Annotated in this window: 23 protein-coding genes; 13 read left to right on the top strand and 10 right to left on the bottom strand. The window is 68.9% G+C overall.

Annotated elements, in window-relative coordinates; all coding sequences use genetic code 11:
* Positions 1-3: 3 nt before the first annotated feature.
* Positions 4-432, bottom strand: a complete 429-nt coding sequence (locus AB4851_RS07815) for an ACT domain-containing protein (RefSeq protein ID WP_414446699.1) — start codon at positions 430-432, stop codon at positions 4-6.
* 169 nt (positions 433-601) lie between these two features.
* Between AB4851_RS07815 and AB4851_RS07810 the strand changes: the two genes are divergently transcribed.
* On the top strand, positions 602-1,489 hold the full coding sequence (locus tag AB4851_RS07810) for an FG-GAP repeat protein (protein WP_414446698.1): 888 nt from the start codon (positions 602-604) through the stop codon (positions 1,487-1,489).
* Between the two features lie 19 nt (positions 1,490-1,508).
* On the opposite strand, the gene AB4851_RS07805 is transcribed toward AB4851_RS07810, so the two are convergent.
* Entirely contained in the window at positions 1,509-1,826 is a 318-nt protein-coding gene (locus AB4851_RS07805; RefSeq protein ID WP_414446697.1) for a hypothetical protein, read from the bottom strand.
* Between the two features lie 83 nt (positions 1,827-1,909).
* On the bottom strand, positions 1,910-2,563 hold the full coding sequence (locus AB4851_RS07800) for a DUF2278 family protein (RefSeq protein ID WP_414446696.1): 654 nt from the start codon (positions 2,561-2,563) through the stop codon (positions 1,910-1,912).
* 367 nt (positions 2,564-2,930) lie between these two features.
* Between AB4851_RS07800 and AB4851_RS07795 the strand changes: the two genes are divergently transcribed.
* Both AB4851_RS07795 and AB4851_RS07790 read left to right on the top strand, forming a co-directional pair.
* Positions 2,931-3,098 carry a hypothetical protein gene (locus AB4851_RS07795; protein WP_414446695.1) on the top strand — a complete coding sequence of 56 codons (168 nt, stop codon included), beginning with the start codon at positions 2,931-2,933 and terminating at the stop codon, positions 3,096-3,098.
* A 31-nt stretch (positions 3,099-3,129) separates the two neighbouring features.
* Entirely contained in the window at positions 3,130-5,397 is a 2,268-nt protein-coding gene (locus AB4851_RS07790; protein WP_414446694.1) for a phosphocholine-specific phospholipase C, read from the top strand.
* 84 nt (positions 5,398-5,481) lie between these two features.
* Here AB4851_RS07790 and soxR read toward each other — a convergent pair whose 3' ends face one another.
* The gene (soxR, locus tag AB4851_RS07785) at positions 5,482-5,931 is read right to left on the bottom strand and encodes a redox-sensitive transcriptional activator SoxR (protein ID WP_414446693.1); all 450 of its coding nucleotides are present in this window, start codon (positions 5,929-5,931) and stop codon (positions 5,482-5,484) included.
* 104 nt (positions 5,932-6,035) lie between these two features.
* Here soxR and AB4851_RS07780 point away from each other — a divergent pair, with 104 nt between their 5' ends.
* Positions 6,036-7,523: an MFS transporter gene (locus tag AB4851_RS07780; protein WP_414446692.1), complete on the top strand. Its 1,488-nt coding sequence runs from the start codon at positions 6,036-6,038 to the stop codon at positions 7,521-7,523.
* Positions 7,524-7,632: 109 nt separating this feature from the next.
* Here the strand turns inward: AB4851_RS07780 and AB4851_RS07775 are convergent, their stop codons facing one another.
* Together AB4851_RS07775 and AB4851_RS07770 are read right to left on the bottom strand one after the other, a co-directional pair.
* Positions 7,633-8,238: a GNAT family N-acetyltransferase gene (locus AB4851_RS07775; protein WP_414446691.1), complete on the bottom strand. Its 606-nt coding sequence runs from the start codon at positions 8,236-8,238 to the stop codon at positions 7,633-7,635.
* 172 nt (positions 8,239-8,410) lie between these two features.
* Positions 8,411-9,589 carry a porin gene (locus AB4851_RS07770; protein WP_414446690.1) on the bottom strand — a complete coding sequence of 393 codons (1,179 nt, stop codon included), beginning with the start codon at positions 9,587-9,589 and terminating at the stop codon, positions 8,411-8,413.
* Positions 9,590-9,785: 196 nt separating this feature from the next.
* Between AB4851_RS07770 and AB4851_RS07765 the strand changes: the two genes are divergently transcribed.
* The 4 genes from AB4851_RS07765 (at position 9,786) to AB4851_RS07750 (ending at position 12,542) form a co-directional block, all read left to right on the top strand.
* The gene (locus AB4851_RS07765; protein ID WP_414446689.1) at positions 9,786-10,319 is read left to right on the top strand and encodes a GbsR/MarR family transcriptional regulator; all 534 of its coding nucleotides are present in this window, start codon (positions 9,786-9,788) and stop codon (positions 10,317-10,319) included.
* 80 nt (positions 10,320-10,399) lie between these two features.
* Complete coding sequence (locus tag AB4851_RS07760) at positions 10,400-10,822, top strand: hypothetical protein (protein WP_414446688.1); 423 nt, start codon at positions 10,400-10,402, stop codon at positions 10,820-10,822.
* A complete protein-coding gene (locus AB4851_RS07755) occupies positions 10,819-12,075 on the top strand; it encodes an SDR family oxidoreductase (RefSeq protein WP_414446687.1) in 1,257 nt (418 codons plus the stop codon). Before AB4851_RS07760 ends, AB4851_RS07755 begins: the two co-directional genes overlap by 4 nt.
* Entirely contained in the window at positions 12,072-12,542 is a 471-nt protein-coding gene (locus tag AB4851_RS07750) for a DUF2269 family protein (protein WP_414446686.1), read from the top strand. The genes AB4851_RS07755 and AB4851_RS07750 overlap by 4 nt, the downstream gene beginning before the upstream one ends.
* Before the next feature lie 191 nt (positions 12,543-12,733).
* Here AB4851_RS07750 and proP read toward each other — a convergent pair whose 3' ends face one another.
* Positions 12,734-14,272 (bottom strand): glycine betaine/L-proline transporter ProP, encoded by a 1,539-nt coding sequence (gene proP / locus AB4851_RS07745; protein ID WP_414446685.1) that lies wholly within the window; start codon positions 14,270-14,272, stop codon positions 12,734-12,736.
* A gap of 578 nt (positions 14,273-14,850) precedes the next feature.
* Between proP and AB4851_RS07740 the strand changes: the two genes are divergently transcribed.
* The 3 genes from AB4851_RS07740 (at position 14,851) to AB4851_RS07730 (ending at position 18,801) form a co-directional block, all read left to right on the top strand.
* A complete protein-coding gene (locus AB4851_RS07740) occupies positions 14,851-15,942 on the top strand; it encodes a GlxA family transcriptional regulator (protein WP_414446684.1) in 1,092 nt (363 codons plus the stop codon).
* 384 nt (positions 15,943-16,326) lie between these two features.
* Positions 16,327-17,256, top strand: coding sequence for a helix-turn-helix transcriptional regulator (locus AB4851_RS07735; RefSeq protein ID WP_414446683.1), 930 nt, complete (start codon positions 16,327-16,329; stop codon positions 17,254-17,256).
* Between the two features lie 390 nt (positions 17,257-17,646).
* Positions 17,647-18,801: a porin gene (locus AB4851_RS07730; protein ID WP_414449151.1), complete on the top strand. Its 1,155-nt coding sequence runs from the start codon at positions 17,647-17,649 to the stop codon at positions 18,799-18,801.
* A 60-nt stretch (positions 18,802-18,861) separates the two neighbouring features.
* On the opposite strand, the gene AB4851_RS07725 is transcribed toward AB4851_RS07730, so the two are convergent.
* A complete protein-coding gene (locus AB4851_RS07725) occupies positions 18,862-20,022 on the bottom strand; it encodes an NAD-dependent formate dehydrogenase (protein ID WP_414446682.1) in 1,161 nt (386 codons plus the stop codon).
* 210 nt (positions 20,023-20,232) lie between these two features.
* Complete coding sequence (locus tag AB4851_RS07720) at positions 20,233-21,018, bottom strand: SDR family NAD(P)-dependent oxidoreductase (protein WP_414440078.1); 786 nt, start codon at positions 21,016-21,018, stop codon at positions 20,233-20,235.
* Between the two features lie 193 nt (positions 21,019-21,211).
* Between AB4851_RS07720 and AB4851_RS07715 the strand changes: the two genes are divergently transcribed.
* Positions 21,212-22,135: an AraC family transcriptional regulator gene (locus AB4851_RS07715; RefSeq protein WP_414446681.1), complete on the top strand. Its 924-nt coding sequence runs from the start codon at positions 21,212-21,214 to the stop codon at positions 22,133-22,135.
* A gap of 119 nt (positions 22,136-22,254) precedes the next feature.
* Here AB4851_RS07715 and AB4851_RS07710 read toward each other — a convergent pair whose 3' ends face one another.
* On the bottom strand, positions 22,255-23,007 hold the full coding sequence (locus tag AB4851_RS07710; protein ID WP_414446680.1) for an SDR family oxidoreductase: 753 nt from the start codon (positions 23,005-23,007) through the stop codon (positions 22,255-22,257).
* A 612-nt stretch (positions 23,008-23,619) separates the two neighbouring features.
* Between AB4851_RS07710 and AB4851_RS07705 the strand changes: the two genes are divergently transcribed.
* On the top strand, positions 23,620-25,206 hold the full coding sequence (locus AB4851_RS07705) for an aldehyde dehydrogenase (NADP(+)) (RefSeq protein ID WP_414446679.1): 1,587 nt from the start codon (positions 23,620-23,622) through the stop codon (positions 25,204-25,206).
* The last annotated feature ends 105 nt before the right edge of the window (positions 25,207-25,311 follow it).

Raw genomic sequence — 25,311 nt, 5'->3', positions numbered from 1 at the left:
GGGTCATGCCGCGCCGGCTTCGAGCGCCACGCGGCGGATCGCGTCGATCGCATCGTGACGCCGGGCCCAACGCACGAACACGTGGTCGTGGTAATAGCCCGACATCACGTTGGCGCTGATGCCGTCGTGCGCGAGCGCGGTGGCGATGGTCGCGATGAAACCGACCGCTTCGAGCGACGAATGAATCTGCAGCGTGATCTTCGCCCATTCGCCGAGGTGGACGAGCCCATCGCGGCGCGCGCTGTCGAGCGGCAGGATCAGCGTGCGCCCTTCGCGCTCGTCGAACGTGCAGATGCAATCGGCCGGCGTGTCGTGCCCACCACGCGCGTCGCGCGCCACCGTGCAGAACGTGTAGATGTCCTCGTCGAGCGCCGGATCGATGCCGGTCAGCAGTTGTTGCAGGTCGGTCTGGCCAGTGCGGGGGGCAGGCATGTCGAAAGGCTCCATCCAGGGTGGCGCTCGCCGGCGCGGCCCGACATGATGCATCGAAATGCAAAGGATTGCCGAAGGCGGCGGCGTTGCGGCGAGGCGCGCGCCGTGCCATGCTGGCCGCCGCGATCACGCCGCCCACACCACACCGATCATTCCGGGGATCACACCCATGAGCCGATTCGAATCGCGCCCGGCCGCGCTGGCCGCGCTGGCTGTATTGCTGGCCGGCAGCCTCGCCGCCACGGCGGCGCAGGCCGCGCCCCCCGTCATGAGCTACCGCGTGGACGCCAACACCACGGCCACGCTCACGCGCATCGACAGCACCCATGTACGCGTGCGGCTCTCGCCCGGCAACGTCTCGCAAACTCTTGCGCTCGATGGCGATCTGGGCGACGGCGACGGGACATTCGACTACGCGCTCGGCGATTACAACTTCGACGGCCATCGCGATGTGGCCGTCACCGTCATGCAAGGCATGGTGAACGAGGCGTATCAGGTCTATCTGTACGATCCGGCCGCCCACCGCTTCACGCCGTTGCACGCGCCATCGGGCAATGCACGGCAAGGCAGTTGCGGCGACCTGACGAATCTCGAGGCGAAGCCGGCCGAGCGCACGCTCTACAGCTCCTGCCGCAGCGGCCCGGTGTGGTACAGCGATGCCTATCGCTATCGCGCCGACGGCACGCTGTACCTCTATCAGAGCAGCCAGGATTTGCCGATCGGCCTGCAGACGTCGATCGTGGAGGGCGCGGCGGCGGACGGCGGCCCCGCGTCGGTACGCCTGACCTACGACGAGCACGGCAAGGTGGTCGGCAGCCAGCCCCAGGCGTATGGCGGCGGCGAAGTGGGCATCAAGGTGGCCGTGCCGAAGCTGCCGCTGCACGACAGCCCGCACGATGGCCCGACGCGCCGCTACGTGGTGCAGGACGACACGCTCGACCTGATCGGCGCCAGCGCCGACGTGGCGTGGTTGCAGGTTCGCTTCCACAACCCGCGCGCGGGCCGCATCGAAGGCTGGATCAAGAGCGACGACGCGATTCCGGCCGATCAGAAATAAGGCATGAACGCGGCGCGCCCTAGCGCGCCGCCGCCACCCGATACGGCGTGGGCCGCCCGGCCGCCTGCCACAGCGCGATGGCGCGCGCCACGCTGGCATCGATCTCGTCGAGCGAGATGGGCTGGTAATCGCGGTTGAGCAGGTAGCAATGCCAAACGCCGTCGGCATCGCGCACCGAAAGGGGCAGAATGGCCGAGCCGCGCATCAGCGGGCTGACCGCTTCGTGCAGATCGCGGAAATTCGGCCGGGTGGTGTCGATCACGGTGACTTCGCCGTTCTCGAGATCGCGGCAGATCGCGTCCACATCTACCGGGTCCGCATGGAAATCGATTTTCATGGCTCCGCCCGGCTACACAGGTCAATCTACCAGTGTAGGCGCTGAATCGCGCCAGGCAAGCCCGACGCGATACGAACGCGCGATCAGTGGCCGCCGTTCACCGGGTTGCCGTGATCGTCGGTGTCGAAGGTCTGCGACTGGAACGCCAGGAACACGGCGAGCCAGGTGCCGTCGGGATAGCGCAGCATCAGGCAGCCATCCTGGTAAACACCGTTGTCCTTACGATAGGAACCCGAATTGCCCTGGTTCATGTGGATATCGTGAATGCCCTGGCCCGGCACGAACTTGAAATACTGGTCGGGCTTGGTTTCCGGCCCCCACTTCGAACCGAACGCGAACACTTCCGAGCCGGCCTGATCCATCGCCTTGACCACCGCGCTTTCGAGGCGGTCCTTCAGGTCGTTGCTCTGGCCCGGCTGGTCGGGCGGCACCGGCACCATCGCCGAGGTATCCACCAGAGCGCCGCGCACGAAGTCGATCGCGAGGCCGCCCGGCTGGCTGGCCAGCTTCGTGAAGCCGGTGGCGGCGGCCGTCAGTTGCGAGGTCAGCGCATCGGGCAGCGTGGTGCGCGACTCGAACAGCACGGTGGACGGCGCATGCGGCGCCGACGATTTCACGTTCACGGCGATACGGAACACTTCGTCGCCGGCGTGTACGAGGATCTGGTAGTGATCGTCGTCCGCGTCGCGAAGATGTCCGGCAACGGTGCCTTTCAGCAAACCATAGTTCAGTGACATGGGGGGTCCTGTCGTCAGTGGTCGGTGGGTTAACGGATTCTGCCGCTTGCGACTGACAGTTTTGCGACACCCGAGTTGCATGCCGGACGATGCTTGCGCGCGCATCGATTCGCTTTTCTCGGGAAATCGGTAAGCACTACCTCGCATCGAATAAATATCGGAAATTATCGGCATTCCCCATCGATCGCTGCGCGCGGCAACGTTCTCGACCGCACACTTGATCGCCAAGCTTGCAATCCGCTTCACATTCCTGCCAAAAACAAAGCCTACAGTCGGCAACGGATTCAGGCCCTGTCCTCGCAAAGCGGAACCGTCCGGCCGGCGCGTTCCCTCCGTTTCCATCGCTGTCCCTGGGATCACAACAACAATGGCTCGCCTTTCGATCATCGGCACTTCATGGCTCGGCGCCGCGCTGCTGTGTGCGACGCTGCTGCTCGCCGCCTGCGGCGGCAACGACGATGCACCGCACACCACGCCGTCCAGCGGCGCGGGCGCCGCCGCCTGCTCGACCCGTCACTGCGCGCCGGCTCCCTGAGCCGCCCCGCCCTCACCCGGAAGCCCTCCGCATGACATTCAGTTCTTCGAAACGCCGGTTCCTGAAAACCTCGCTCGGCAGCGCCGCGGCCGCCGCCACGCTGTCGGCATTTCCGCCGGCGATCCGGCGCGCGCTCGCGATCGACGCCAACAACGTCACCGGCACGCTCAACGACGTGCAGCACGTGGTGCTGCTGATGCTGGAAAACCGCTCGTTCGACAGCTATTTCGGCACGTTCCGCGGCGTGCGCGGCTACGGCGACCGCTTCGCGATTCCGGCGCCGGGCGCGACCAACATCTTCCACCAGAGCTATACGAAAGCGGGCGTGACCAGCGTGCTCGCGCCGTATCACCTCGACGAGACGCAAGGCAACGCGCTGCGCGCGGGCGGCACGCCGCACACCTGGAACGACGCGCAGGCGGCCTGGGACAACGGCCGCATGTCGGCATGGCCCACCGCCAAGACGCCGCTTTCGCTCGGCTACTACGAGACGGTCGAAGTGCCGTTCCATCGCGCGCTGGCCGACGCGTTCACGATGTGCGACGCATATCACTGCGGCATGCACACCGGCACCATCGCGAACCGCCTGTTCTACTGGAGCGGCACCAACGGCCCGAACGGCAAGAGCCCCGCCGACGGCAGCAACGTGGGCGTGGCCGCGCTGAACAACGAGTTCAACGGCGGCAACGACATCGGCCCGTCCACCTCGGGCTGGACCTGGACCACCTACGCCGACCGCCTGCAATCGGCCGGCGTGAGCTGGAAGGTCTATCAGAGCCTGGTCGACAATTTCGGCTGCAACGAGATGATGGGCTTTCGCCACTGGCGCGCCGCGATCGAGCAGATGCCGGCCGCGCGCCGCCCGGTATACGTCTCGACGGTCGACATCAATCAATCGGTGACGGCCGCCGGCCCGTTCTACGACCCGGCCATCGACGATCCGTTGAGCCCGCTCGCCAAGGGCTTCGGCAACACCATGCCGCAAGGCTTCCTCGAAACGTTCCGCGACGACATCCAGAACGGCACGCTGCCGTCGGTTTCGTGGATCATTCCGCCGTCGTACTACAGCGAGCACCCGGGGCCGTCGAGCCCGACGCAGGGCGGCTGGTACGTGCAGGAAGTGCTCGACGCGCTGACCGCGAACCCGGACGTGTGGAGCAAGACGGTGCTGCTCGTGAACTACGACGAGAACGACGGCTTCTTCGATCACCTGCCGCCGCCGAGCGCGCCGTCGCACAATGCCGACGGCACGCTGGCCGGCGGCAGCACGCTGGCCGATGCGGACATGGCGCCCGAATATCACAACTTCACGCCGGCCACCAGCAACCAGCCCGCGATCGACGGCCGCCCGTACGGCCCGGGGCCGCGCGTGCCGATGTGGGTGATCTCGCCGTGGAGCCGCGGCGGCTTCGTCAATTCGCAGGTGTTCGATCACACCTCCACGCTGATGTTTCTCGAGAAGCGCTTCGGCGTGGCCGAGCCGCAGATCAGCGCCTACCGCCGCGCGATCTGCGGCGACCTCAGCTCGTGCTTCAACTTCGTGTCGCCGAACGACGGCGCGCTGCCCACGCTGTCGGGCCGCACCACCAAGGTCGGCGCCGATTCGCTGGCGTCGTCGCAGGCCGCGGCCAGCGCGATTCCGGTGCCGGCCGCCACCGCCACCTCGGCGCTGCCCGCGCAGGCCACCGGCACGCGGCCGTCGCGCGCGCTGCCCTACGAGCTGCACACCACGGCGCACCCGGCCACCGCCGGCCTCACGCTCGAATTCACGAACGCCAGCGGCAACGCCACCGGCGCGGTGTTCCATGTGTACGACCGGCTGCATCTGGATCGCGTGCCGCGCCGCTACGCGGTGCAGGCCGGCAAGTCGCTGAGCGGCGTGTGGGTGCCCGATGCGGCCGACAACGGCAGCTACGACCTGTGGGTGCTCGGGCCGAACGGCTATCACCGTGAATATGTGGGCAACCTCGGCGAACTCGGCGCGGGCGTCAACCCTGAAATTCAGGTGTGCTACCAGCCTTGCGACGCGTCGAGCGTGATCGTCAAGCTGTTCAACCGCGGCAGCCAGCCGGCTACCTTCACGGTGGCCGCCAACGCGTATCGCAGCGACGGCCCGTGGACGCTGACCGTGGCCGCCAACGCCTCGGGCGAACTGAGCTGGGCCGTGGCCGACAGCGGCAACTGGTACGACTTCACGGTCGGCAGCAGCACCTCCACGACGTTCCGCCGCCGCTTCGCGGGGCGCATCGAAACCGGCAAGGATTCGGTCTCCGATCCGGCGATGGGCACCGCCAGCTAAACGAACCGAACGCCGGAAAAAAGACGGGCCGGCATGACATCGCCGGCCCGTCTCGTTTTGTTTCGCAGTACTGGTTTCGCAGTCTTACCGGCCTTCGAGCAGCGCCGCGCCCTGCGCGGCCTCGCCGAGCCGGTCGCCCGGGTTGCGCAGCGGGCAGTCGCGCATCGACAGGCACCCGCAGCCGATGCAGCCGCCCAATTGATCGCGCAGTTTGGTGAGCTGATCGATCCGCTCGCTCAATTCGTCGCGCCACGCGGTGGAGAGCCGCCGCCAGTCGCGCACCGTCAGCTTGCGCCCGGCCGGCAAGGCATCGAGCGCCGACTTGATCGCCGCGAGCGGCATGCCGGCGCGCTGCGCGATCCGCACGATCGCGATGCGGCGCAGCACGTCGCGCGCATAGCGGCGCTGGTTGCCATCGCTGCGCCAGCCGTGAATCAATCCCTTCGCTTCGTAGAAATGAATCGTCGCCACGCTCACGCCGCTGCGACGGGCCACCTCGCCCACCGACAACGCCTGCTTTACGTCAATACTCATGCGCGCTCCCTTGACCTCAACCAAACATGAGGTTTTATAAACGATGCCGTTGGCCGGAGCAAGCACGCTTGCCGGCCTTGATCGAACCAGCAACGGGAGAACCCATGGGCAAGCGAGAGGAATTCACGGCGGCAGCAGCGCCTTCGACGAACGCGGCGACACCGGCAACACCGGCGATATCGGCAAGCACCGGCTGGGCCGCGCTGTGCTCGGGCGCGAACGGCCTGCGCTCGCTCGCGCTGGCCGGCGGCGTGGCGTTGCATGCGATGAGCGTCTACGTGGTCGCCACCGTGCTGCCGAGCGTGGTGCGCGACATCGGCGGGCTGGACTTGTATTCGTGGAGCACGGCGATCTTCATCGTCGCGTCGATCGCCGGCTCGGCGCTCGCGGCCGGCCTGTTGAAGCGGCTCGGGCCGCGGCGCGCCTATGCGCTGTCGGCGCTGGTGTTCGCCACGGGCGCGGCGCTATGCGCGCTCGCGCCGGCCATGCCGGTGCTGCTGGCCGGCCGGCTCGTGCAGGGCTTCGGCGGCGGGGTGCTGTGCGCACTGGCCTATTCGATGATCCGCGTCGTGTTCGACGAGGCGCTGTGGCCGCGCGCGATGGCGCTCGTGTCGGGCATGTGGGGCGTGGCGACGCTGATCGGGCCGGCGGTGGGCGGCGTGTTCGCCGAATGGGGCATGTGGCGCGCGTCGTTCTGGTCGGTGGCGGGCGCGGCCACGGCGTTCGCGCTGCTGGCGGCGGCGGTGTTGCCGCGCAACGCGGCCTCGACCTCGGCCTCGGCCTCCGCTGCCGCGCCAGGCAACACCGCCACGCCGAAGCCGCAACTGGGCCTGCTGATCGCGGTGGTGCTGGCCGTGTCGGCCGGCAGCGCGTCCACCGACCCGGCCTGGAACCTGGCCGGCATCGTGCTGGCGATCGGCTGCGGGGCGCTGCTGGTGCGCATCGAGCGGCGCGCGTCGAACCGGCTGCTGCCGTCCGGCGCGTTCCGCCCCGGCTCGCCGGTCGCGAAGTGCTACGCGATCCTCGCGCTGCTGTCGCTCACGGTCACCAGCGCCGAAATCTTCGCGCCGCTGTTCCTGCAGGTGCTGCATCGCCAGCCGCCGCTCGCGGCCGGCTATCTGGCCGCGTTGATGGGCGCGGGCTGGACGCTCGGCGCGCTGGCCTGCTCGGGCGCGAGCGGCCCGAACCTGCGCCGCCTGATCGTGGCCGGGCCGCTGCTCGAACTGGCCGGCATGCTCGGCCTGTTCGCGCTGCTGCCGAGGGAGAGCGGCGGCGAATGGCTCGCACTCCTGCCGATCTGCACGGCGATGGTGGCGCTCGGGTTGGGCGTCGGCGTGGCCTGGCCGCACTTGCTGACGCGCGCGCTGAAGGCCGTGCCCGATGCGGAGAACGCGCTCGCGGGCGCGTCGATCACCACCGTGCAGTTGTTCGCGACGGCGGCCGGTGCGGCGCTGGTGGGGATGCTCGCCAACGCGGGCGGGCTGGTGGAGCCGGGCGGCGTGGCCGGCACGGCGCAAGCCGCGCGCTGGGTATTCGGTGCGTTGCTGCTCGCGCCGCTCGGCGCGGCGCTGATCGCGCGGCGCGCGGCCTGAGCGCGGCCCGCGTGTTGTGGGCTACTTCGCCAGAAGGCCCTCAAGATGTGCTCGGGTGGCGGCCCATTCGTCGTCGACGATGCCTGAGCGTGCCCCGCGTGCCGAAGGCCTACTTCGCCAGCAGTCCTTCGAGATGCGCGCGCGTGGCGGCCCATTCGTCGTCGATGATGCTGAAGCGCACCGAGTTGCGCTTGCGGCCGTCTGGCATGATGCGCTCGTGGCGCACGACGCCCTCCTCGTGCGCGCCGATCCACAGGATCGCGGCGCGCGAGCGTTCGTTCAGCACGTCGGTGGTGAACTGCACGCGCACGCAAGCGAGCGTTTCGAACGCGTAGCGCAGCAGCAGGTATTTGCATTCGGTGTTCGCGCCCGAGCGCTGCATCGACGCCGACAGCCACGTATGGCCGATTTCGAGCCGGCGATTGACGCGGTCGATCTTCCAGAAGCGCGTGCTGCCGACCACCTTGCCGCTGTCGCGCCGCACGATCGCGAACGGCATCACGGTGCCGGCGCGCTCGCCCTCGAACGCCTTCGCCAGATAAGCCTCGATGCCGGCCGGGCCGGGCACCACGGTCACCGTCAGGTTCCAGAGTTCGCCATCGGCGGCGGCGGCCAGCAACTCGGCCGGCGCGACCTCGCTCAACGGGCGCAGCGTCACGAGCCGGCCGTCGAGGGTAGGCGTGGCAAGGGAAGTGGAATTCGGTTCGGCGGACATGGCGGGCAGCGGGATCGGAAGGGAATGCGGCCCGACAGTATCGGCCATCCCGGCCCGAACGGGGAAGCGTCTGAAAGCCCGAAACGCAACACGGCCGGCGTCGCATTGCGCGAAGCCGGCCGTGCCGAAACGGATGAAGGCAAGCGGAGCGGACGCACCGCGCCGCGCGCGATCAGAACTTGTGGCGGATGCCCACCAGCGCCAGTTCCTGGCTGTTGGTGCCCGAGTTCACGCCGAAGCTGCCGATCGATGCCTGGGCGGAGACCACCGCGCCGGCCGCGTTCAGCGAGTTGCCGCTGGCCTTCTGGTAGCCGGCCACCGCGTAGAGATCGGTGCGCTTCGACAGCGAGTACAGCGCGCCGATGTTGACCTGGTTGTAGTGGGCCGACACCGGGCCGGTCAGCGACGTGTAGCTGTAGCCGATACCCGTGTTCAGCGACGGCGAGAAGCGGTAGTTGAAGAAGCCCGAGCCGCTGTTGAACTTGGCCGTCGACTTGAACACCGACAGCGAATCGCCCACGTATTGCGTGTTCGAGTAGGCGATACCGAAGGTGGCCGCGCCCAGCACGTACTGGCCGGCGGCACGCACGATCTGGATCGACTTGGCGCTGGAGAAGCCCGTGTTGATGACGGTGTTGAACAGCGAATCCGAGGTGCTCGTCCAGGTGCGCGTGCCGTTCGTCACGGTGTTGCCGCCATTGGCGAAGAAGTAGCCGGCGCCGAGCGACAGCGGGCCGTGCGCGTACGACGCGCCGAAGCTGTAGGTCTGGCCGTTGCCGGTCTGGCCCGCCACGCCGCCGAGCGCGTACAGCGCTTCCACCTGGATGCCGGCGATCAGCGGGCTGGTGTACTTCACCGAGTTGCTGACGCGCAGGCTGTTGTCGTAGTTGTCGAGGTCGCCCGGCGTGGCGAAGGTGCCCCCGAACGGGCCGTCTTCGGTCAAGCCTTGCACCAGATCAACGATCGGGTCGTACTGGCGGCCGATCGTCAGCGTACCCCAACGCTGATCGGCCAGGCCCACGATCGACTTGCGGCCGAATTCGCGGCTGCCCTGGCCGAGCGCGCCCGTGCCGACGTTGAAGCCGTTTTCGAGTTGGAAGATCGCGGCGAGGCCACCGCCCAGATCTTCCGTGCCACGCAGGCCCCAACGGCTGCCCGACAGGCCGCCGCTGTTGAATTTCACCAGCGACGACTGGTTCGCGCCGTTGGCGCCCTGCGCATTGTGGACATACGCGATGCCGGCATCGACGATGCCGTACAGCGTGACGCTGCTTTGCGCTTGTGCGGCCGGCGACAGGCTGGCGGCAAGGGCGGTAACGGTGGGCAGTGCGAAGTAGGAAAGGCGCTTCATTCTTTTATGGCTCGGTCTGTTATTGGAAGAATCCGCACGTTAGCGAATTCCGTCCGGGCCGGAAACAAACCAATTCTGCGATGAATATAAAAACAACAGGACGTTGTGTCGCATGGCGCCGTCGTGCTTTCGGCCCGAATCGGCCGCTTTATTTCTGTCTTGACAGAAATAACTGAAGGCTCGTACATTACGCCGCATGGAACTGACACCGCTTGCCGAACGATTCATTCTCCACTGGGGCGAAATGGGCTCCCGCTGGGGCGTCAACCGCACCGTCGCGCAGATTCACGCGCTGCTCTATCTCCACGGCAAGCCGATCGCCGCCGACGAGATCGCCGGCGCGCTCGGCGTGGCGCGCTCGAACGTCAGCACCAGCCTGAAGGAGCTGCAATCGTGGAAGCTCGCGCGCATCGTGCATGTGATGGGCGACCGGCGCGACCACTTCGAAACGTCGACGGATATCTGGGAGCTGTTCAAGCTGATCGTCGAAGGCCGCCGCCAGCGCGAGATCGACCCGACGCTGACGGTGCTGCGCGATACGCTCACCAGCCCCGAGATGGCCAACGAAACGAAGGAAACCGAACAAAGGATTCGCGACACGCTGCAGTTCATGGAGACGCTGACCACCTGGTCCGACGAAATGCTGCGCATGAAGCCCGATACGCTGATGAAGACGCTGGGGATCGGCGCGAAGATCAGCCAGGTGGTCCGGCGCAAGCCGAGCAAGTAAGCACGCGCGGGTGGCGACACCCGCTTTTTTTGGGCTCTATATTTCTGTTTATACAGAAACAACAGTAAGGACAATCAATCATGAACACCTCGCTCGCCCTCGCCATCCAGTTCCTGTTGCCCGTGCCGATCGGCTATGCCATCGCCCGTTACCTGCGCGCGGTCACGCGCAACCTGCTGATCGACCTGTGCGGCACCGAGGGGCGTGCCGATTTCTGGACGCGCATCACCCTGGTCATGCTGGTGCTCGGCCCGCTCGTGCTGGTGCTGGCGTTCGCGCGCAGCCCCGCCGCGTGCTCGGCCGACAACGCGTTGTGCGTGATCGGGGCGTTGCGCGCGACGGTGGTGTGGTCGCTGCTCGGCGCGATCGTGCCGCTGATCGCGATCGCGTCGCGGATCGCGCGGCAGATTCCGGTCGATGCGAACCCGGCCGCCGCCGTGCCTCGGGCAGTCGCGCCGGCGCAAGCCGCGATCGCCGCTGAAACCACTGGAGCCTCGGCATGAAAGTGCTGGTCTGCGGCGCGAACGGCACGATCGGCCGCGCGATCTGCGAAAGGCTCGCGGCGCACGGGCACGACGTGATTGCCGGCGTGCGCGCACCGCGCCGGGCCGGCGACATCGCTATCGACTACCGAAGCGATCACGACGTCGCCGCCTGGCTGCCGCGCATCGCGGAAGTGGACGCGGTGGTCAACGCCGTCGGCATCCTGACCGAACGCGGCGGCCAACGTTTCGACGCCGTTCACCGCGCGGCCCCGGTCGCGCTGTTCGAGGCATGCCGCGCCGCCGGCGGCCGGCGCATCGTGCAAATTTCCGCGCTCGGCGCTGAAGCCGGCGCCACGCCGTTCCTGCGCAGCAAGCGCGACGCCGACCATCATCTGCTGGCGATGCCCGGCGACGCGCTGGTCGCGCGCCCGGCGCTGGTGTTCGATCCGGCCGGCCACTCGACGCGCCTGTTCGCGGCGCTCGCGAGCCTGCCGCTGCATCTGCTGCCCGACGGCGGACGGCAGCGGCTGCGCCCCGTGCATCGCGACGATCTCGCCGAACTGGTGGTGCGCTGGCTCGAACGCGGCACGCCGGGCCGCGAGAGCGCGGATGTGGTGGGCGGCCGCGAAGTGAGCTACGGCGAGATGCTGGCGATCTACCGCGCCGCGCTCGGCGGGCGGCCGGCGCGGAGCATCTCGGTGCCGGGGGCGCTGGTGGGCGCGGCCGCCGCCGCGATCGGCCGCCTGCCCGGCGCGATGCTCGATCGCGACACCTGGACGATGCTCGCGAACGGCAACACCGCCAGTGCCGGCGGCACCACGCGCCTGCTCGGCCGCCGCCCGCTCGGCCTGCCGCAAGGCGTGGCCGGGGCCGATGTGCAGCGCTTGCGCGCCGGCGCGCTCGCCGCGATCCGCCAGCCGCTGCTGCGTGGCGCGCTCGCGTTCGTGTGGCTCTGGACCGCCTGGGTCAGCGCGTTCGTGTTTCCGCGCGAGGCCAGCCTCGCGCGGCTCGGCGCGATGCATCTGCATGGTATCGCCGCCACCGCCGCGCTGTACGGCGCCTGCGCGCTCGACGCCGGGCTCGGCCTGCTGACGCTGGCGCGGCCCGGCCGCCGCCTCTGGCTCGCCCAATTCGCGCTGGTGGCCGGCTATACCGCCGCCATCGCGCTGGCGCTGCCGGCTCAGTTCGCCGAACCGTTCGGCCCCCTGATCAAGAACGTGCCGATCCTCGCCATCCTGTTTCTGCTGATCCACGAATCGGACTTCTCATGAACGCCTATCTGATCGTCAAGACGCTGCATATCCTGTCCTCGGTGCTGATGGTCGGCACCGGCTTCGGTTCGGCGTTCTATCTGTTCTTCGCGAACCGCACGCGCTCGGTGCCGGCGATCGCGGCCGTCTCGCGGCTGGTGGTGCGCGCCGACTGGTGGTTCACCACGCCGGCCGTGCTGTTCCAGCCGGCCTCGGGCTTATGGCTCGCGCATCAGGCCGGCTGGCCGTGGCAGACGCCGTGGATCGTCGCCACGCTCGTGCTGTATGCGGTGGCCGCCGTGTGCTGGCTGCCGGTGGTCGGGATCCAGATCGAGATGGCGAAGCTCGCCACCACCGCGCACGCGGGCGGCGCGGCGATCCTGCCCGACGCCTACTGGCGCCACGCGAAGACCTGGGAGCGCCTCGGCTACCCGGCCTTCATCGCAATGCTGGCGGTGTATTTCCTGATGGTGGTGAAGCCGGGTTGAACCGGGGTTTGATCGGCGGGCCTCATCCGTCCTTCTCATCGGCCGGCCTGATTTGCCGACCTGATTTGCCGACCTCACCCGCCCGCCTCATCTCCCGGCCCCAATCCGCCAAATGCATCCGACGGCATGATCTGCCGGCTTATCGACCGGCGTCATGCACCGGACTGATTCGCGAACATCAGTCACCGGATTCACTTGCCCGCCAACCCGCGCACCGGCCGCCCACCGTCCATCGCCCCCGCCGCGCGCCGAATCCTTACCGCCTCGGCCTGCGTCGCCACGCACGGCGCGGAGCCGGGCAGCGGCTGGCCGGCGCTCTCGCGCGCGGCGAGCACCGAGATCGCACCGATCACCGCCGCGCCGATCAGGTAGTAGGCCGGCATCATCAGGTCGCCGGTGCGGCCGACCAGCCAGGCCGTGACCAGCGGCGTGGTGCCGCCGAACAGCGACACCGACACGTTGAAGCCGATCGCCAGCGCGCTGTAGCGCACCCGCGTCGGGAACAGCGCCGGCAGCGCCGACGGCATCACCCCGCAGAAGCACGACAGCATCACGCCGAGCAGCATCATGCCGGCGAAGATCAGCGCGCCATGCCCGCTGCGCACCAGCAGCAGCGCGGGGATCGCCAGCACCGCCAGGCCGATGCAGCCGGCCAGCATCACCGGCCGCCGTCCGACGCGATCGGACAGCCAGCCCGCCGCCAGCGTCATCGGCATCATCAGCACCATCACCGCGAGCACCACCACCAGCCCGCGCGTCTCGTCGTAGTGCAGCGTGGCCGACAGGTAGTTCGGCAGATACGCGAGCGCCATGTAGTCGGTCACGTTGAAGATCAGCACCAGCCCCACGCACACCAGCAGCGCGCGCCACTGCCCGGCCAGCAGCGTGACCAGCGATTCGCGCGGGCGCGCACGTTCGAGCCGCTCGCGATGCTCGGCCTCCTTGCGGAACGCCGGCGTTTCCTCCAGCCGGGTGCGGATGTACAGGCCGATCAGGCCGAGCGGCCCGGCCACGAAGAACGGCACGCGCCAGCCCCAGTCGAGCATCTGCGCGGGGCTCAACAGCGAGGTCAGCGCCGTAACCGTGCCCGCGCCGAGCAGATAGCCGGCCAGCGTGCCGAACTCCAGGAAGCTGCCCATGAAGCCGCGATGGCGGTCGGCCGAAAACTCGGCGATGAAGGTGGCCGCCCCGCCGTATTCGCCGCCGGTCGAGAAGCCCTGCACGAGCCGCGCGAGCAGCAGCAGCACCGGCGCGTAGATGCCGATCGACGCATACGACGGGATCAGGCCGATCGCGAACGTGCCGCAGGCCATCATGATCATGGTGGCGGCCAGCACGCGCTGACGGCCAATGCGGTCGCCGAGCGGGCCGAACACCATGCCGCCGATCGGCCGCACCAGGAACGCGGCCGCGAACGTGCCGAAGGTGGCGATCAATTGCGCCGAGCCGCTCGTCGACGGGAAGAACACCTTGCCCAGCGTCACCGCGATATAGCTGTAGACGCCGAAATCGAACCACTCCATCGCGTTGCCGAGCGCCATCGCGCCCACCGCACGCTTGAGCAGCGCGCGGTCGACCACGGTCACGTCGTCATCGGCGAAGCCCGCCTCGCGCGGCGGCCGGCTTCGTGCGGCGGTGCGGTTGCCGGCGGCGGGCCGCCGGGGTGGGCCCGAAGGCGGGCTTGGGTGCTTGCCTGACGGCTTGCGGGTCGAGTGGGTCGAGTGGCTCAAGGGCTCGCTCCTGGGAGGAATGGCGATGTGCGCCGCGCGGCACGCGGCCTTGTCTCTCGTGCGGCGGCCGCACCGTGTCGCCCCGAAGCCGCGAGCAAGACCTCACCTCGCCTCCCTTCGCCTCGGCGCGACACGGGCCGGCCGGCCGCCATCGCCTGTTATCGGATACCGCATCGTGTCCGCCCGAGTGTGCGGGACACGGCCCGCGCGATCCTGCCCCGATGCGCCCCGAAGCCGACAGGAAACGACAGCGTTCTCGCCCCGCTTCCGCGCGCCGGCCGCGCGCGACGCCCCGGCCGCGAAGGCGCCAGGCAACGGGCGAGGGAATGTGTCGGGAAATGGCAAGCGCCCGTCGAATTTCCTTGATCGCGGGCGCGCGTTTATCGCAATGATTCGGGGGTGACGCCGCGAACGAATACCGCGGCAACGCCAGCCCGAAGCCGCCACGGCGCAAACCTGCCGCGCCGGCCGCCGGCTGCCCTTGCGCGCCATGACAGGGCCAGGTCGAACCGGCCTTCGGGCAGGCGTCGTCACGCACGACCCAACCTCTGGCATCGGCCCGCGCCGATGTTGATTTCATGCCCGCACCCACGCTTCGCCACTTCGGTTTCCTGACGCTGCCGTCGTTTTCGATGATCGCGTTCTCCAGTGCAATCGAAGCGCTGCGCATGGCGAACTACGCCGATCGCAGCGAGCACTACAGCTGGACCGTCTACTCCACCGACGGCAACGCCGTGCCGGCCAGCAACGGCATGATCGCGCGGCCCACGCGGCAGCTCGATTTCACCGAGCCGCTGCCCGACCTGATGATCGTCTGCGGCGGCACCCAGGTGCGCGACGCCGTGGACGCCACCGTGATCCACGCGCTGCGCGAACTGGCGCGGCGCGGCGTGCCGCTCGGCGGCATCTGCACCGGCGCCTACGCGTTGATGGCGAGCGGCCTGCTCGACGGCTATCGCGGCACCGTGCACTGGGAAAACCTGTCGGCGCTGCATGCCGAATTCCCGGCCGTGCAGATCGTCGACGAGCTGTTCGTGATCGACCGCGACCGCGTGACCTGCACCGGCGGCACCGCGCCGCTCGACCTGATGATCGGCATCATCGCGGCCGAGCGCAGCCAGGACCTGGCCACGCGCGTGTCCGAGCAGTTCGTGCTGCAGAGGATTCGCGGCGCGAGCGATCCGCAGCCGATTCCGGTCGACGCGCGGGTGGGCTTCTCGCGCGCCGAGCTGGTGGAAGCGGTGCGGCTCATGGAAGCGAACATCGAGGAGCCGCTGCCGCTGGCCGATCTCGCGCGGCTGATCGCGCTTTCGGAGCGGCAGATGCAGCGCATGTTCAAGCATTACCTGACCACCTCGCCCACCCATTACTACCTGTCGGTGCGACTCAAGCACGCGCGCGAGATCCTGCGCAACAGCGACGTGTCGATCTCGCAGGTCACGTCCTTGTCGGGCTTCCGGTCGGCCTGCCATTTCAGCAAGGCCTATCGCGCGCAGTTCGGCCACGCGCCGAGCCAGGAGCGGCGCGCGCCGAAAGCGGGGGCGGGGAGGGATGGCGCGCCGGCTGCGGCGAAAACCACGGCGAAGGGCCGCAAGCGCGCGGGCGGGCGCGATGGCGATGTTGCGGACGGCAATGGCAACGCGGCGGATGTTTGTGTGCCGCATGCGTGAGCACTCGCACGCCTGAACGCCGAATGCCTGCCGCCGCGCTCGGCTCTCCGCACGCCTGACAAGTTGGGCGTTGGGCGTTGGGCGGCGGGCATCGGGCGGCGAGCACCGAGCACCGAGCGCTGAACGTTGAGCGTCGCGTCCTTGACGCCTCGCCATCCGAGCCCCAGCCCTCAGCCCCAGACCACTTGCCACCCGCCCCGCGCCAGAACCACGCTCGGCCGCGATGACAGTTCCCCACGACACGCCAAGCGCCGCACAACTGTGCTGTTTTTTGCGCTCACAAGCTGACGCCGCCCTCGCCCGCGATCCGCTTCTATCCTGCATGTCGATGCGCTGCCGAGCCGCCGGCCCGGTTCACGGCCGCGCGCGACCCAGGAGACGACGATGCCGACCGCCCCCCGCGACGCGCTTGCCCCATCGCACACCCAGCACGCACCGCCCGGACTACCCACCGACGAACAGCGCTGGCGCGAGATGCCCCTCCCGCCTGCCACCGTCCTGCCCGCGATCGCGCCCCGGCCGCCGGCCGGCATCGTGATCGGCCACTGGCTCGACCGCCGGATTCGCTGGCGCGAGCTGGTCGCACCGGTGCTCGCGCGCCATTACACGATCAGCCTGCTGCTCGGCGCGGCCACCGTCGATTGCTACAAGAACGGCCGCCTGCTCGAACGCGGCACGGGCGGCCCCGGCGGCGTGCAACTGACCATGCCCGGCGAATCGGTGCAATGCCGGTTTCGCGGCGAGAACGAGGCCTTGCACGTGTTCGTGCCGGCCGCACTGATCGATGCCGAATACAGCGCGGCCAGCGGCTCGGCCGCGCCGCCGCGCCTGGAAGATCCGGGCTTTCGCGTCGATCCGGTGCTGGCGCCGCTCGCGCGCCAACTGGCCGGCTACGACCGCGCCACGGCCGGAAAGCATGACCAATTGCTGGCCGGTATCCTGCGCCATGTGCTGACGCGCTACGCGCGTGAACCGGGCAGCGCGTGCGCGGGCTTGTCGGCGCCGCGCCTGCGGCGCGTGTTCGATTACGTCGAGGCGAACCTGGCCGAGCCGATCACGCTGCACGACATCGCGCGCCACGCCGGCCTGAGCCGCATGCACTTCGCGGCGCAGTTCCGGCTGGCGACCGGGCTGTCGCCGCATGCGTTCCTCACGCAGCGCCGCATCGAGCAGGCCAAGCGGCTGTTGCGCGACGGGCTGCCGATCGTCGAGGCCGCGCTCGCCAGCGGCTTCCCCGGGCAGGCGCATTTCACGACGGTGTTTCGCGAGTTGACCGGCACCACGCCAGGCCGCTGGCGCACGCAGATGGCATGACCGGCTGACGCGCATCGGGCGCGGTTAGCACACGGCGGCAGCGGCGCGTTGCCGCTTGTTGCGAGGCCGCCTCAAAAATTCGGAAAGCGTGAATTCCGGCGCATTGAATAATGGCGTCGCGGTACGTTCCGCATGGGGATGCGTCGACTTCACGGCGCGCCTGAAATTTTAAAATACCCCTTGTTTTACAGGCTTCCCCTCGATTCCAAGACGAATCCTCCGGAATCCGAACCGTTCCCGCACCCTCCTGCATCGCATCGAATCGCCTGCCTCAGCGCCGTTCGTGCGCTCGCTGATTTGCATATCGCCAAGCATCGCTTAGGTACGCGAATCGTCCCGCCTAGCATGGCGATCCCGTTGATCTTTCGTGCCCTGCACGCCCACGCCGCCATGCTGAACCGCTTCCTTCCCGCCACCCTCGCGCTCGCCGGCCTCGCGCTGCTGAGTCCCACGGCGCATGCGCAATCGAGCGTCGCGCTGTACGGCATCATCGATACCGGCATCACCTACACCAACAACCAGCACGGCAACGCGGCCTTCCAGTCCACCGCCAGCAACATCAACGGCACGCGCTGGGGCATCCAGGGGCAGGAGGATCTGGGCGGCGGCTGGCAGGCGATCTTCAAGCTCGAAAACGGCTTCAGCATCGATAGCGGCGCGCTCGGCCAGAACGGCCGGCTGTTCGGCCGGCAATCGTTCGTCGGGCTGTCGCGCAAGGGGGTCGGCGCGCTCACGGCGGGCCGGCAATACGACGTGGTGGTGGATTACCTCGGGCCGCTCGCGCTGACCGGCACCTCGTACGGCGGCATCCATTTCACGCACCCGTACGACAACGACAACCTCGACAGTTCGTTTCGGATTGCCAACTCCGTGAAGTTCGAGACGGCCAGCCTCGGCGGCTGGCGTTTCGGCGCGCTGTACGGCTTCTCGAACGAGGCGGGCCAGTTCGCCGACAATCGTGCGGCCAGCTTCGGCACGCAATACACCTATGGCGACTTCACGTTCGCGGCGGCCTACCTCGAACTCGACAACGCCGGCTCGAACGCGCTCGACAACGCCTCGGGCGCGGTAGCCAGCGACGCCACCTTCACCGCCGGCCGCCAGCGCACCTGGGGCGCGGGCGCGCACTACGGGTTCGGACGCGGCGCGATCGGCGCGCTGTTCACGCAAACGCGCCTGCGCGACGCCAGCGGCATCGGCGCCTACGCGTCGGGCACCACCAGCGGCATCGCGCTGACCAACGGCGCGGCGCATTTCACCAATCTCGAACTGAACGCGCGCTACGCGCTGACGGGCGCCGTCACGCTGGTGGCCGCCTACACGTTCACCGACGGCCAGCTCGACGGCCGCAGCCCGAAATGGCAGCAGGCGAACCTGCTGGCCGTCTACAGCTTCTCGAAGCGCACCAACGTGTATCTGCAGGCCGTGTATCAGCACGTGAGCGGCATGGACGGCACCAACATCGGCGCGGGCATCACCGGCCTCGCGCAGTCCGGCGCGAAGGAACAGGTGGCGACCACCCTCGGCATTCGCCATTTTTTCTGACCAGCCGCACGCGCAGCGCGGCCGGTGGCGTCACATGTCCGGATCGAGCACGGATCAGACTCAGTCGAGCTTGTACGACCCCGCGCCGGTGCCGGCCAGCGCACCGCCGTCGACGATCAGGTATTCCGGGCGGATCGCCTGCTTGCCGAAGAAGCATTGCAGGATCTCCAGGGTGCCCGCCGCGTAGCGATGCTGCGCCGACAGCGAGCTGCCCGAGATATGCGGCGTCATCCCTTCGTACGGCATGCGCCGCCACGGATGATCGACCGGCACGGGCTGCGGATACCACACGTCGCCCGCATAACCGGCCAGCTTGCCCGATTCGACGGCGCGCACCACGGCGTCGCGGTCGCACAGCTTGCCGCGCGCGGTGTTGATCAGGTAAGCGCCGCGCTTGACGCGCTCGAACATCCGGTCGTCGAACATGTGCTCGGTGGACGGATAGAGCGGGCTTTGCAGGTTGATCACGTCGCACACCTCGACCAGCGATTGCGGCGTCTCGTGATACGTCAGGCCCAGTTCGCGCTCGATCTCGTTCGACAGGCGATGCGGGTCGTAGTAATGCAGCTTCACGTCGAACGGCTTCAGGCGGCGCAGTACCGCCAGCCCGATGCGGCCCGCGCCGATCGTGCCGAACTGCATGCCTTCGAGGTCATAGCTGCGGCTCACGCAATCGGCGATGTTCCAGCCGCCGTTGACCGCGTACTGGTGCGACGGCAGGTAATTGCGCACCAGCGACAGCGTCATCATCACCACATGCTCGGCCACGCTGATGCTGTTCGAGAACGTCACTTCGGCCACCGTCACGCCGTGCTCGGCCGCGGCCTTCAGGTCGACGTGATCCGAGCCGATGCCGGCCGTCACCGCGAGCTTGAGCTTTTTGGCGCGGGCGAGGCGCTCGGGCGTCAGGTACGCGGGCCAGAACGGTTGCGAGATCACGATGTCGGCGTCGGCCAGATGGCGGTCGAAGTTCGAATCGGCGCCGTCCTTGTCGCTCGTCACGATCAGTTCGTGGCCCTGACTTTCGAGCCAGGCGCGCAGGCCCAGTTCGCCCGACACGCAGCCGAGCAACTCGCCCGGACGAAAGCCCAGCTCGCCCTTCGGCGACGGCACCGTCTGCCCGTTCGGGTAGCGCTCGATCTTCGGAATGTCGTCGCGTGCGTAGGCCGGCGGGTAGCCGGTGACGGGATCGGGATAGAGAACGCAAAGTACCTTGGCCATCTGAATCTCTCCTGGTTTATGGGCCGTTGCAGTGCCTGTCTGCAAGGTGAAACCAGTCTGCCAAGTTCGGATGCCTGAAAATTCCGGAATCGCACGGTTTCTGCCGTGCGTTCGCCGCGCGTCGAAACGGCATCGCCCGCCGTGGCCGGTCGTGCTGCACCGGTCGCGGCGGGCGACGCAAGTTCCGTACTACGAACCGATCCGAATCGATCAGAGCAGCATGCCGCCCGACGCCTCGATGCGCTGCGCGTTGACCCAGCGGTTGTCGTCGGCCAGCAGCGACGCGATCAGCGGGCCGATGTCGCCGGCCTGACCGACGCGGCCGAGCGGCGTCATCTCCGAGATGCGGCGGTTCAGTTCGGGGTTGTCGCGCACCATGCCGCCGCTGAAATCGGTGGCGATCGCACCGGGCGCGACCGTGTTCACGACAATGCCGCGCTCGCCGAGTTCGCGCGCCAGGTAGCGCGTCAGCACTTCCACCGCGCCCTTCATCGACGCATACGCGCTGCTGCCCGGGAACGAGAAGCGCGTCAGGCCCGACGAGATGTTGACGATGCGCCCGCCGTCGTTGAGCAGCGGCAACAGCGTTTGCGTCAGGAAGAACACGCCCTTGAAATGGACGTTGTAGAGCGCGTCGAGATCGGCCTCGGTCACGCTCGCGAACGGCGCGTGATGCGAGGTGCCCGCGTTGTTGACCAGATAATCGAAGCGCGGCTGGCCGAGTTGCGCGAGCGCCTCGCTCACCTTGCCGGCGAATGCCGCGAACGCGCCGGTGTTGCCGGTGTCGAGTTGCAGCGCGATCGCGCGGCGGCCGAGCGCGGCCACTTCGGCCACGACCTTGTCGGCTTCGGCCGAGTTCGAATGCCAGGTGAAGATCGAATCGACGCCGCGCCGCGCCAGGTTGACGACCGTGTCGCGGCCGAGGCCACGGCTGCCGCCCGTGACGATGGCGATCTTGCCGGCTTGCGCGGCGACGGGGGATGTTTGCTGGGACATGAGGACCTCGAATCGAGTGAAGGGAACACGAGATCCATCGTACGGCCGGCCCCGGGCCGCGGTGAATGTCGGAAATCGACAAATTCTTGCCTGATCCTGCTCGATCGCGCAGCGTCGGCCGGCTTGCCGTTATGCTGGCGTGACGCGCTGCCCGCGCCGCCCGACCGACTCCCCTGCCCGCCAAGGACGCACGATGAAAACCCAAGCCCTGCTCGAGGTGGTCCGTCACCATATCGACCGCCAACCCGCCGCCCACGTATATCGCACCGCGATCGACAGCATGCTGATCACGCGCGCCACCGAGGATCGCCCGCAAAGCCACCTGCTGTTCCGGCCGGCGCTGTGCATCGCGTTGCAGGGCGCGAAGCGCACCACGTTCGGCACGCGCGATTACCTGTATCGCGCCGGCGAGGCGCTGGTGGTCAGCGTGGAGATGCCGGCCGTCGGCCAGATCGTTCAGGGAACCGAAGCAAAGCCCGCGATCGCGCTCGTGATCGGGCTGGACATGACGGTGATGCGCGGCGTGCTCGACAGCTTCGAGGCGCCGCCGCCCGCGCGCGATCACGCGGGGCCGGGGGTGTTCGTCGAATCGCTGCGGCCCGAGCTGGCCGAATGCGCCGCGCGCGCGGTGCGCATGCTCGACACGCCGCATGCGATTCCGGTGCTGTATCCCGGCATCATGCGCGAGCTGTGCTACTGGCTGCTGGCCGGGCCGAACGGCGGCGAGATCGTCGGCATGCTGCTCGCCAACGGGCAGGCCGGGCGCGTGGTGCGCGCGGTGCATGCGCTGCGCGACCGCTTCGACAGCGCGATCAGCATCGACGAACTGGCGCAACTGGCGCGCATGAGCCCGTCGGCGTTTCATCGGCAGTTCAAGGCGCTGACGTCGATGACGCCGCTGCAGTATCAGAAGCAGCTACGGCTGCTCGAAGCGCGGCGCATGATCGCCAGCGACGCGGTCAAGGTCGAGGAAGCGGCGTTCAAGGTGGGCTATGAAAGCGCCTCGCAGTTCAGCCGGGAATATTCGCGGATGTTCGGCACGCCGCCCAAGCGCGATGCGGCGGTGTTGATGGCGGCGCGGCGCGAGGGGCGCGGCGTGGAGGCGGGGGTGGTGTGAGGCGGCGCGGAACGCGGCGGCCGGGGCGTTCGGCCACCGGGCCGCGTTCTCCGCTCGGCGCGGTTCGCTCGACGCGGCGAGTTCAACGCCGTCGGTTCATTGCGTCGCGCCCACCGCCCTCACAGCTCCCGCACGTCCGTCACCGCCTCCGCTCCGAATCCCTCTCCCAAGGCGTAATCGAGCAACTTGCGCGCCGCATCGTCGGGCGTCGTCAACGCACCGCTGGCCTTCAGTTGTTCGAAGCGTTCGAGTTGCGGGAAGCGCGCGGCGTCGGTGCCGCGAATGGTCGCCTGCATGTCGGTATCCACCACGCCCGGCGCGACGCTCGCGATGCGCAGCGGCCCGTTCGCGTCGAGCGCCACGGCGCGCGCATGGTGATCGAGCGCGGCCTTGGTCGCGCAATACACGCTCCAGCCGGCATAGGCATTGCGCGCCGCGCCGCTCGACACATGCACGATGCGCCGCTCCAGCGCGCCGCCGCCGAGCTTCGCCACGGCGCTCGCGAACATCAGCGGCGCGGTCACGTTCAGGCCGACGGCCAGCGCGATCGCCTCGGGCGTTTGCGTCGCGAGCGGGCCGATCGGCTCGACGGCGCCCGCGTTGTTGATCAGCAGCACGCAGCGCGCGCCTTGCGCGAAGCGTTCGAGCGCGCCGCTCGCGAGCCACGCGGCGAGCTTCGCGGGATCGGACAGGTCGAGCGCCACTTGCGCGAAGCGCTCGCCGAATTGCGCCGCCAGGTGCGGATGCTCGCCGCGCGACACGCCGAGCACGGCCGCGCCGCGTTCCAGCAGTTGCGTGGCGAGCGCGGCGCCGAGGCCCCGCGTGTGGCCGGTGACAATGGCGCGAATCGGGGGCAGGGAGGAATCGGTCATGGGGATCTCGGTCGGGATTGGGGAAAGTGCGCTGGCTTGCGGAAAACGCGCCGGGCGGCACGCGGGCAGGCCGTTATCGTAACGACGCGCCGCGCGAGCGGCAATCGCGCGCAGCGGCGCAAGCTTTCTGAAAACCAGTGCCGCCTCGCGTCACGGCTGGGCGACGACCGCACCGCGACCGCTCTATCGCCGCCTCACCGCCGCTCTACCGCCGATTCACTGCCGCCCCACCGCCGCATCACCGCCGCCTCACCGCCGTCTCACTTTCCGTCTCACTTTCCGTCTCACCTGCCGTCTCATCTGCCATCTCACTCGCTGCCTCACCCGCCGCCTCACCCGCCCCCTCCCCCGCCGCCTCACCCGCCCCCTCCCCCGCCGCCTCACCGCCGCCTCACCGCCGCCTCACCCACCGCTCCACCTTCGGCGCGCTTTTCCCACCGCGAGTAAGATGCCGCTTGCCGCCGATCACCCGCCCCGCCGCCTTTCCTGGCCGGCTCGCGATCGCCCGGCACGCGCCGGCGTCCGCCGGCCCGGCGCGGCTCCGATCCCGCGCACGGCGCCCGTTCGCCGCGCCGCGCGCCCCGAATCACCGACTCGCAGGAGATTGACGCAATGACGCAAGACATCACCGGAAACATGTTGATCGGCGCCGCCTCGGTGCGCGGCACGCAGGGCACGCTGCGCGCCTTCGTGCCGGCCACCGGCCAGGAGATCGAGCCCGAATTCGGCGCCGGCGGCGCGGACGACGTCGATCGCGCCTGCCGCCTGGCCGACGCCGCGTTCGACACGTTCCGCAACGCCCCGCTCGACACGCGCGCCGCGCTGCTGGAAAAGATCGCCGAACGCATCGAGGCGCTCGGCCCGACGCTGATCGAACGCCTGCATCTGGAAACGGCGCTGCCGGTGGCGCGTCTCGAAGGCGAGCGCGCCCGCACCTGCGGCCAGTTGCGTCTGTTCGCGACGGTGGTGCGCGCCGGCCGCTGGCTCGACGCCACGCTCGATTCCGCGCTGCCCGAGCGCAAGCCGCTGCCGCGCTCGGACCTGCGCGCACGCAAGATCGCGATCGGCCCGGTGGCGGTGTTCGGCGCCAGCAACTTCCCGCTCGCGTTCTCGGTGGCGGGCGGCGACACGGCGTCGGCGCTGGCGGCCGGCTGCCCGGTGGTGGCCAAGGCGCACGAGGCGCACCTCGGCGGCTCGGAACTGGTGGGCCGCGCGATCCAGCAGGCGGTGGCCGAGGTGGGCCTGCCCGAAGGCGTGTTCTCCCTCGTGATCGGCAAGGGCAACACGGTGGGCGAGGCGCTGGTCGCGCATCCGGCGATCAAGTCGGTGGGCTTCACCGGCTCGCGCCGCGGCGGCCTCGCGCTGACCGCGATCGCGGCCAAGCGCGCCGAACCGATCCCCGTGCACGCGGAAATGAGCAGCATCAACCCGGTGCTCCTGATGCCGGCCGCGCTCAAGCAACGCGGCGCGCAGATCGCGCAGGGCTTCGTCGATTCGCTGGCGCTCGGCGCGGGCCAGTTCTGCACCAATCCGGGCCTGATCCTCGCGATCGCCGGCCCCGAACTCGACGCGTTCGTGGCCGACGCCTCGGCCGCCATCGCGGCCAAGCAGGCCCAGCCGATGCTGTCGGCCGGCATCGCCGCCACCTATCGCCGCCAGATCGACGAGCGCGCGCAGCAACCGGATGTGGCGCAAGTGGCGAGCGGCATCGCCGACGCCAATGTCTGCACGGCGCTGCCGGTGCTATATCGCACCACCGCCGCCGCGTTCGCCGCGAATCACGGCCTGGCCGACGAAATCTTCGGGCCGACCTCGATCGTGGTGGCCTGCCGCGACGAGGCCGAACTGCTCGGCATCCTCGACGGCATCGAAGGCCAGTTGACGGCCACGCTGCTGCTCGATCCGGCCGACTACCCGGCCGCCAGGCGCCTGCTGCCGGTGCTGGAGCGCAAGGTCGGGCGGATTCTCGCGAACGGCTATCCGACCGGCGTCGAGGTGTGCCATGCGATGGTGCACGGCGGCCCGTTCCCGGCTACCTCCGATTCGCGCACCACCTCGGTCGGCACGCTGGCGATCGATCGCTTCCTGCGCCCGGTCTGCTATCAGGACCTGCCGCCCGAACTGCTGCCCGAAGCGCTGCAGGACGCCAACCCGCTCGGCCTCTGGCGCCTGCGCGACGGCGAACTCGTGAAGCAGTGATGCCGGCCCGCTCGCGGGCGCGCTTGTCATGAAAAAAGGGCCGACGCGCTACCGCGTCGGCCCTTACTCATTCGTGCGGTGCTGCCGGTGAAAATCGGCAGCGCG

It is taken from the genome of Burkholderia sp. 22PA0099 (assembly GCF_047497165.1).
GTDB lineage: Bacteria > Pseudomonadota > Gammaproteobacteria > Burkholderiales > Burkholderiaceae > Burkholderia.
Note: the sequence above shows the minus strand (reverse complement) of the source record. Positions and strands in the feature narration are given on the sequence as shown.